9 protein-coding genes are annotated in these 8,310 nt (G+C 66.8%); 1 reads left to right on the top strand and 8 read right to left on the bottom strand.

From position 1 onward, the window contains the following. Positions 1-457 precede the first annotated feature (457 nt). Positions 458-625: a hypothetical protein gene (locus tag ACWEVN_RS43905; RefSeq protein WP_452055236.1), complete on the top strand. Its 168-nt coding sequence runs from the start codon at positions 458-460 to the stop codon at positions 623-625. A 123-nt stretch (positions 626-748) separates the two neighbouring features. On the opposite strand, the gene ACWEVN_RS43900 is transcribed toward ACWEVN_RS43905, so the two are convergent. The 8 genes from ACWEVN_RS43900 to ACWEVN_RS43865 form a co-directional block, all read right to left on the bottom strand. Further along, positions 749-2,122: an extracellular solute-binding protein gene (locus ACWEVN_RS43900; RefSeq protein ID WP_449684745.1), complete on the bottom strand. Its 1,374-nt coding sequence runs from the start codon at positions 2,120-2,122 to the stop codon at positions 749-751. Between the two features lie 330 nt (positions 2,123-2,452). After that, positions 2,453-2,821: a DoxX family protein gene (locus ACWEVN_RS43895; protein ID WP_452055235.1), complete on the bottom strand. Its 369-nt coding sequence runs from the start codon at positions 2,819-2,821 to the stop codon at positions 2,453-2,455. A gap of 50 nt (positions 2,822-2,871) precedes the next feature. Further along, entirely contained in the window at positions 2,872-3,639 is a 768-nt protein-coding gene (locus ACWEVN_RS43890) for a VOC family protein (protein WP_449684747.1), read from the bottom strand. A 102-nt stretch (positions 3,640-3,741) separates the two neighbouring features. Next, the gene (locus ACWEVN_RS43885) at positions 3,742-4,587 is read right to left on the bottom strand and encodes an ABC transporter permease (protein ID WP_452055237.1); all 846 of its coding nucleotides are present in this window, start codon (positions 4,585-4,587) and stop codon (positions 3,742-3,744) included. Between the two features lie 5 nt (positions 4,588-4,592). Next, positions 4,593-5,558, bottom strand: coding sequence for an ATP-binding cassette domain-containing protein (locus ACWEVN_RS43880; RefSeq protein WP_449684748.1), 966 nt, complete (start codon positions 5,556-5,558; stop codon positions 4,593-4,595). A 104-nt stretch (positions 5,559-5,662) separates the two neighbouring features. Then, positions 5,663-6,268: a PadR family transcriptional regulator gene (locus ACWEVN_RS43875; RefSeq protein WP_449684749.1), complete on the bottom strand. Its 606-nt coding sequence runs from the start codon at positions 6,266-6,268 to the stop codon at positions 5,663-5,665. A gap of 89 nt (positions 6,269-6,357) precedes the next feature. Next, positions 6,358-6,777, bottom strand: a complete 420-nt coding sequence (locus ACWEVN_RS43870; RefSeq protein WP_452055234.1) for a DoxX family protein — start codon at positions 6,775-6,777, stop codon at positions 6,358-6,360. A gap of 98 nt (positions 6,778-6,875) precedes the next feature. Continuing rightward, positions 6,876-7,469: a PadR family transcriptional regulator gene (locus ACWEVN_RS43865; RefSeq protein ID WP_449684751.1), complete on the bottom strand. Its 594-nt coding sequence runs from the start codon at positions 7,467-7,469 to the stop codon at positions 6,876-6,878. Between the last annotated feature and the right edge of the window lie 841 nt (positions 7,470-8,310).

Below are 8,310 nucleotides of genomic sequence, written 5' to 3'. Positions count from 1 at the left end.
AGCGCCCGCCGCACGGTGCGCCAGCCGACTCCGTGCTTGCGCTCGATCGCCCGGCCGGACATGCCCTCGCGGGCGTCACGCCGGATCGCGGCGTAAAGCTCGGCCTTCGACATGCCCGGCATCGACGCTCCTCACTCGAGGCACATCGATGCTGCCACCGCAAGGCCCAAGTGACGTCAAAATTCGCTGACAGCAACCCGCCCTTCACTAGCAGTGCCGTCACAGATCGCGGACAAGTGACGTCGCATCACACGTTCAAAACCAGGGTGTCCACGGAGAACGCGCCGCTTGCTGCGGAGCTGTCAACCACTTCACCGTTTACAGGTGCGACCGCCGCGGTCGAGGCGAGAGCGGCGACACTGCGCCGTACGCGATCGAGCGCGAGTTCGAGGACATTGCCGCGCTGATCGAGGACGCGGGCGGGGTCGGCGTGCCTGTACGGGCCTCCTCCTGCGGCGTGCTCGCCCTGGAGGCCGCGGCCGCGGGACTGCCCGTCACCAAGGTCGGCGCGTTCGAGGTTCTCTACGACGTCGTATCGCGGGACGGCATGATCGCACCGACCATCCGTCGGCTCGGTCGTCCGAGGACACATCGCGCAGTTCTCGCGCCTTCAGACACCACCTGAGACGGCGCATGCGCTGGTCGGGTCGCGGACGATCAGCGGACGTGCCAGCCGTGCACGATGTGATGGCGGGGCCCGAAGTGGCGATCCACTGACGTCCTCGATCGTCGTGACAGGTCCTCCACGTCAGTACACGTCGAGCCGCGCTGGGGTCGAGGGGACCGGCCGCAGGCAGGCGGCGTTGTGCTCGTCCAGGAGACGCTGTGCCTCCTCGGTCGCCTGCTCGAACCTCGGACCGGGGTCCGCGCCTGACAACAAAACGTCCTTCATCGCCCTGGTCATGGCGTGCTGGATGCCCGCGAAGTCACCCACCAACGCACCGGACGTCGCGGCGCACTGCGCCGACGTGCTGAGCTGGTCACTGGCCACTCGGTGATGTGGATTGGCTGCGAACCAGCCCTCGCTCTCCAGCGTGTCGTAAGCCTCGTTGGTGATCGGGAGGAATCCGTGCGCCCGGTGCCATCGAATGATGCTCGACGGCTTGATCAGGTGCTGGATGAACGCGAGCGCGCCGTCCCGCTTGGCTTCGTCGAGACCGTCCCGCAGAAACAGGGAGTACCCCGACACCAGGCTCCCCACGTAGGGCACCGACGAGTTGAACGGCATCGGGCTCGCGGTCACCTCGAAGCCGTTCTCCTCGCCGGAACGGACGAACTCCTCGGCCTGCTTCGACGAGCTCAGCGCGAACACCGCATCCTGCCGGGCGAATGTCTCGAACGCGCTCCAGAAGGCTCCCTCTGAGTAGACGTAGTGACCGGCCGCATGCAAGTCCCGCACCCACTCGACCCACGAGATCATTTCCTTGGAGGCCAGGTCGACCACGGTAGCTCTGGCTTCCCTGCCGTTGCCGTTGTTCGCGATGAGACCGCCCTGCTGCGCCAGTGCCTGCTGGAAGATCCAGCCGTTGTTGGGCCAGGCCGCCCCGTAGGCTGGAGCTTCGTCGAGCCGCGCGACCGCCTCGCACGCCGTAACGAGCTCATCCCAGGTCCTGGGGGGAGTGTCGATCCCGGCCTTGCGCAGAATCGTCATGTTCGAGTACAGCAGGGGAGTGGTGGCCGTCATGGGCACGGAGAACAGGTCGCCCTGATACGTGTAGAAGTTCCGTGAGAGCGGTTCGATGTCGTCGATCAGCACACGCTGCCCCAGCACTTCCTTGCGGCCGCCGAGAGCCCTCTCGATGGAGGTGAACACCGGCTTACCGTCTGGCGTGTAGGTATCGTAGGCGAGCTGGGTCGCGGTGGCGTAGTACTCGGCGATGTCCGGTGCTTCCCCGCGCTCGACGGCGCGCGCGACTTCTTCCGCCATCGTCCAGGGATCGTGACCCTCGACGCGCACCGCGTACTCCGGGTGGGCCCGCTCGAACTCGCGGGCCATTTCCAGAATCGGTTGAAGGTATCCTTCACCGTCGTAGGTTCCGGACGGGCGAGCTTCACCACCGGGCGGAGTGAACTGATGTTCGATGATCCACGCGGTAATCTCGGTCACGCCTGCCCCGGCCATATCCTTCTCCGTTCTCACCTACGTGAACTGCCAGTGTCCAGACGCCGCATGCGCGCGAGGACGCGCCGCTATTATTTCGGCGACCGGACGGATCCGGCGTCTTCTCGAGTGCGACGTGACTTGCGTCGGGTCGAGGCATACGGCAATACAGAAGACGCGTGTTCCGGTTGTCGGCACGTCGGCTGCGGCGATCCGCCGCGCGGAAGACCGCGGTGCGTTCGGTGCACTGCTCACCGCCGCGGGTCTGCCGGCGCCGAAGTTCGGCATCGCGACGACCTTCGAAGAGGTGGACGCGGCAGCTCCGGATCGGAGCTGCCGCGTGACGACCTCCTAGAGGGTCTCGATCCAGAACCGGCCGACAGCAACGAACGCCGCGAGCAACCCGAGCACGAGCGGCGAAACGAACTGTTCCTTGCGCCGGATGTGCACGACTACCGCGCCGATCATCGTCAGGAACAGGCCTGTCGCGGCGGTGGGGACGAGCCAGGTGGCCCCCGAGACGAACGCGGGCGCAATGAGGCCGATCGCGCCGAGGATTTCGAGCGTGCCGATGGTCTTGATCTGGGCGTCGGAGAAGTCCTCGACGTACGTCATGCCCTTGTCGTACAGCTTCTTCTTCGGTGTGGCGAGCTTGCTGGCTCCCGCCCCCAGGAAGGCGATCGCGAGCAGACCGGCCACGATCCACAGTGCAATGTTCATTGCGATTCCTCTCGAACTTGATGCTTCAAGAAAGCAGCCTGACCGCCGGTTCAGCTCGTCATCGCCGCACCGACATCGAACTCCGTGCCGAACGGGTCCGTGATGTTCGCGACCCGCCCGTAGATCATGTCGTAGGGTTCGGCCGAAGTCCCACCCGCGTCGACCGCTCGCTGCGCCGCCGCATCGGCGTCGTCCACCTGGAACAAGGTCCCCCAACGGGACTTCGTGGCCGTTGGGTCACCGGCGATGCCGCCGATCTCGTGGCCATCCGGTCTGCGCAGGAACGTGAAGTCGAGCTCAGGCCGGTCCGGGTGGGCATCCAACGTATGGCCGAAGACCGCGACGTAGAAGTCGCGCGCGGACCCGGATTCCGCGGTGACCAGGTCGTTGCGGAGCAGGGCGTTCGGCTCGTTGACGATCTCGCAGCCGATGTGGGCACCGGCCTGCCACAGTCCACACTGCGCACCGGTGGTGTCCTTGATGATCGCCGCCCGGCCCTGGTCCAGCACGTCCATCGGGCCGGTGACGATCGCGCCGCCCGCGTCCCGGGCCCGGGCGGCCGCGGCGTCACAGTCATCCGTCGCGAAGTAGACGTTCCACCAGAAGTCCGTGGCGTCGGGATCGGGGTTCGGCCTGATGGCCGCGACGGGTCTGCCCCGTAGCAAGCACTGGGTGTAGTGGCCGAACTCCGCCGGTCCCACATCGAACTCCCAACCGAACAACGCGCCGTAGAAGGTCATCGCGCGGTCGAGATCCGGGATGCCCAGATCGATCCAGGTCGGTGTGCCAGCGGGCTGCGTGGTGGTCAGCTCGCTCATCGTCTCTCCTTGTCGTGTCCGGGCCTGGTACCGGTGCTGGCGCTGGCCGAGTGGGCCGGGTTGCCGGAGTTGATTTCGACCGAGTGCTCGCGGTAGCGGCAGCTACTTCTTGTTGCGGTAGCGGGCCATGGTGAGCGGGCCGAAGACCGCGACGAGAAGTACGGCCGAGACGAGCACCCAGCCGATTTCCCCGGCCGGGACCGAGCCGTGCATCAGGCCGCGTACCACGTTCACCAGGTGGGTGATCGGGTTGACGTCGATGACCGCCTGCATCCACCCGGGCATCGTCTTCGGGTCCACGAAGATGTTGCTCACGAACGTCAGCGGGAACATCACCATCATGCTGACCCCCGCCACCGAGTTCGGCGTGCTCAGGATCAGGCCGAGCATCGTCCACAGCCACGACAGGCAGAACGAGAACACCAGCAGCAGCGCGACCGAGAGCACCACGCCGGCGGCGCCACCCTCCGGCCGGAACCCCAGGACCAGTCCGAGCCCGATGACGACCGCCGACCCGATCGAGTAGCGCACCAGATCGCCGAGCAGGGCGCCGACCAGCGGGGATGGCCGCCACACCGGAAGTGACCTGAACCTGTCGAACACCCCCTTCTGGATGTCGGTGTTCAGCGTGATGCCGGTGTTCATGGTGATCATGACGTTCGCCTGCACCAGGATGCCCGGAATCAGGAACTGCAGGTAGTCCCCTGTCGACCCGGCGAGCGCGCCGCCGAACAGGTAGGTGAACATCAGCGTGAACATGATCGGGAACATGGTCACGTCGACGAGCTGCTCCGGGAGGTGCTTGATCTTCAGCAGAGCGCGCCAGCCGAATGTCAATGAGGTGCGCACCGGGCCGGGTCGGGACGGGCGCTCACCGACCAGTAGCACACGGCGCAGCGCGTCCTCGGTGACTGGCGCCGACGCCTGCTCGGCGGGCGTGGTGGTCATGGTGGTCATGCGGCCTCCTCCTCGGGGGTGTTTTCGGCGGCGCGTCCGGTCAGGGTGAGGAACACCTCGTCCAGGCTCGGCTGACCGAGCGCGAACTCGGTGACGTCGATGCCGCTGCGGGACAGTTCGGCCAGGGAACGGGCGACCCGTTCGGGGTCGGAGATCCTTGCGGACAGCGCGGCCGGGTCAGCGGAGAGCTCGACCGGCTCGTCGAGCGCGGCGGCGAGGACCCGTTCGGCGTCGGCCCGCTGCTCGGGCGCACGTAGCCGTACGTGCAGCGAGCCGGCGCCGACCGAGGCTTTGAGCTGGCCGCTCGAGCCCTCGGCGATCACCTTCCCGTGGTCGATCACCGCTATCCGGTCGGCCAGCTGGTCGGCCTCGTCGAGGTACTGCGTGGTCAGCAACACGGTGGTGCCCTGGGCGACCAAGCCCCTGACGATCTCCCAGACCTGGTTCCTGCTGCGCGGGTCGAGCCCGGTCGTGGGCTCGTCGAGGAAGATCAGTTCGGGGGGGACGACCAGGCTCGCCGCGATGTCGATGCGCCGGCGCATCCCGCCGGAGTACTTCTTCACCTGCCGGTCGGCCGCCTCGGCAAGGCCGAACGCGTCGAGCAGGTCGGCCGCCCGCTCCTTGCCTCGGGGGCGTGAGTAGCCGAGCAGCCTGGCGAGCAGCAACAGGTTCTCCGCCCCGGTGAGGTCCTCGTCGACCGACGCGTACTGCCCGGTGAGGCCCACCCTGCTTCGCACCGCCTGGGCGTCACGCACGACGTCGTAGCCGAGCACTTGCGCCTCTCCGGCGTCGGGCTGCAGGAGCGTGGCCAGCATGCGGATCGTGGTGGTTTTGCCCGCCCCGTTCGGACCGAGCACGCCAAACACGCTCCCGGCGCTCACGGACAGGTCGACACCGGCGACCGCGTGGGTCTCGCCGAAGCTCTTCTTCAACCCTCTCGTCTCGATCGCGAGTTTTCCCATGGGTTCGAGTCCTTCTCTCGGTGTTGCGGACGGATTAGTTGAGCCTAGTCAAGTTTGATTACTTGGTCAGAGTGGCACAGGGAGGAGCGTCTAGTCAAGTTTGATTAGAGGTGCATTTTGAGGGGATCGGGGACCGTTCGCCATGACCCCGGATCGTCGGCCATGGTGTAGGCGCCCTCGGAGAGTCGTTTGCTCAGGCTCTTCGCCCACTCCAGTTCGGTGCGTGCGTGTCCCGCCCACAGTTCGGCCTGCTCGCGGACGTGCTCGGGGATGTGCTCGGGGATGTCCCGAGCGGGGTGCTCTCGCCACTCGGCCCGCACTGCGAGTTCCGCTTCCAGGCGTGCGACCCGCTCGCTGACGTGCGCGATGGCGTCTGACCTGGTCAGCATGGGCAACATGGCGATGGACGCGTTGAGCATGTCCGGGTCGTGGGTGCGCCGCAGGCCGTCGCGGACCAGTTCGACCAGCTCGTCACGTCCTTGAGCGGTTGCGCGGTAGAGAACGCGTTCCGGTCCGGAGTTGCCCGGTTCGGCGTGTTCGGTGAGGAGGCCGTCAGCTGCTGCCTTCTTCAGTGCGTGGTAGATCGAGCCGGGTTTGATCTTGGCCCAGGTTTCCGCACGCCAGCTCTGCAGTTCGGACCGCACCTGGTAGCCATGCGCGCCGCCGGAGAGGTGCACGATACCGATCACCAGGAGCTTCGTCGCCGACATGCGCCCACTCTGCTGAATGTGCCGTCGGCGGACGTCACGCGGAGTGTCATCTCGTTCATGGCTTCGCTCCACTTCTCGATGCGTGTCCGTCACCGTCGGAGCAGGCCGACCAGGTTTGAGGTCCTGGACCTGCGAGCCCAGGCGATCACCACAGCCCCGACCAGGAGGGCCAGTGGCAGCCACGCGCTCTCCTCCAGGAGGAACACGTTGGTGATGGCCGCGCCGACCAGCACGGCGGCCAGCCCGAGAGCGGCGAGGCCCGAGAGCAGCGGGATCAGCAGCCCGACCGCGCCGGCGATCTCCAGGGCGCCGACCACGTAGCGCAGCCACTGACCCGCTCCGATCTCGGTGAACATTTCAACCATGAAGGGTGCGCCGGTGACCTTCATGATGCCGCCCCCGGCGAACTGGAGGGCCAGGCCTGCCTGCAGCACCCACAATCCGACGTTGGTTGCGCGGCCGGGCTTGCGGGTGATCGCCGGAGCGTCGGTGTGCACTGTGGTGCTCATCGCACTGTCTCCTTCTATCTGCGAACGGATTGCTCGAGCTAGTCAAATTTGAGTACTTGGTCAGAGTGCCACGAGGAGGACCGTCTAGTCAAGTTTGATTAGAAGTGCATCTTGAGGGGATCGTGGACCGTTCGCCACGACCCCGGGTCATCGGCCATGGTGTAGGCGCCCTCGGACAGTCGTTTGCTCAGGCTCTTCGCCCACTCCAGTTCGGTGCGTGCGTGTCCCGCCCACAGTTCGGCCTGCTCGCGGACGTGCTCGGGGATGCCGGGGTTCGGGTTCTCCCACCCCTCGGCCTGCACGACGAGTTCCGCTTCCAGGCGTGCGACCCGCTCGCTGACGTGCGCGATGGCGTCTGACCTGGTCAGCATGGGCAACATGGCGATGGACGCGTTGAGCATGTCCGGGTCGTGGGTGCGCCGGAGGCCGTCGCGGACCAGTTCGACCAGCTCGTCACGTCCCCGGGCTGTCACGCGGTACAGAACGCGCTCCGGCCCGGAGTTGCCCGGCTCGGCGTGTTCGGTGAGGAGGCCGTCGGCCGCTGCCTTCTTCAGTGCGTGGTAGATCGAGCCGGGTTTGATCTTGGCCCAGGTTTCCGCGTGCCAATTCTGCAGTTCGGACCGCACCTGGTAGCCATGCGCGCCGCCGGAGAGGTGCACGATACCGATCACCAGGAGCTTCGTCGCCGACATGCACCCACCTCCGCTCAATCGCCTCGGCAGCCAGCGCAAGCGCTGCCTGCGCTCGGTTCACTCACTTGTAGGCACCAGCATATGAGCATCCCGGTACTGACCGCGGTGAGCACGCCGAACCCGATGCGGGCTGACCGTGCCGGAGGCGGCGACATTGCGCGATCTGGTGTTCGCCGGTGCGGCGCTGCACAACGCCGTCGAGCGGGCAGACACCGAGGTGGCGGGCGATACCGCGCGGCTCGCTGCCACTGCCTTCCCGCAGCGTGCGGTATCCGGCGCCACAGGCCCCGGGCCGCCGGATCCCGTGTCGCCGGCCCCGTTTCACCTGGCCCCGGGTCACCGAACGCCCGGATACCGCCGTCAGCGCAGGAGGTCGTCGGGGGTGAGCGGCAGTCCGCGGACCCCGGACACCGGTGGCGAGGTTACGCCGGCCGACAGTTCAGACTCCGCGGGCTCACGGTTGCAGTAGCCCATCCCCAACCGGATACCATCAGCTCGTGCTGAGCAGAGTCCGTGTGCGTATTGGTCGTGTCCGGAGGGGTGTGGTAATTCACGACATCGGAGCTGGGCGAAGTCGGCCGGCAGATCCTGTTCAGGGTTGCGCCGCGCCTCAGCGCCGACCACCCAGATCTCCTTGCACCGCAATAGCTGCCGCGGCGCCTGGAACGGGGCGATCTCGTACACCATCCGGGCCACCCGTTCCCGTTCCCGTCCCCGGGTGTCGGTGCGATAGATCAGGCTTGACCAGTCACCGGATCCGAGCGGCTATCAGGTCAGGTTCCCCGCTGTCGCGTACCGGCGGATCAACGCCAACGCCTCGATCACCGGCCGGTGATCGAGG

It is taken from the genome of Amycolatopsis sp. NPDC003861, assembly GCF_053605405.1.
The sequence above is the reverse complement of the archived record's forward strand: the minus strand, read 5'-3'. Positions and strand labels throughout refer to the sequence as shown.

Coding starts and splice junctions, on each gene's coding strand:
- ACWEVN_RS43870 (WP_452055234.1), bottom strand. CDS start 6,777: ATGAGCACCACAGTGCACACCGACGCTCCGGCGATCACCCGCAAGCCC.
- ACWEVN_RS43885 (WP_452055237.1), bottom strand. CDS start 4,587: ATGACCACCACGCCCGCCGAGCAGGCGTCGGCGCCAGTCACCGAGGAC.
- ACWEVN_RS43865 (WP_449684751.1), bottom strand. CDS start 7,469: ATGTCGGCGACGAAGCTCCTGGTGATCGGTATCGTGCACCTCTCCGGC.
- ACWEVN_RS43880 (WP_449684748.1), bottom strand. CDS start 5,558: ATGGGAAAACTCGCGATCGAGACGAGAGGGTTGAAGAAGAGCTTCGGC.
- ACWEVN_RS43900 (WP_449684745.1), bottom strand. CDS start 2,122: ATGGCCGGGGCAGGCGTGACCGAGATTACCGCGTGGATCATCGAACAT.
- ACWEVN_RS43875 (WP_449684749.1), bottom strand. CDS start 6,268: ATGTCGGCGACGAAGCTCCTGGTGATCGGTATCGTGCACCTCTCCGGC.
- ACWEVN_RS43890 (WP_449684747.1), bottom strand. CDS start 3,639: ATGAGCGAGCTGACCACCACGCAGCCCGCTGGCACACCGACCTGGATC.
- ACWEVN_RS43895 (WP_452055235.1), bottom strand. CDS start 2,821: ATGAACATTGCACTGTGGATCGTGGCCGGTCTGCTCGCGATCGCCTTC.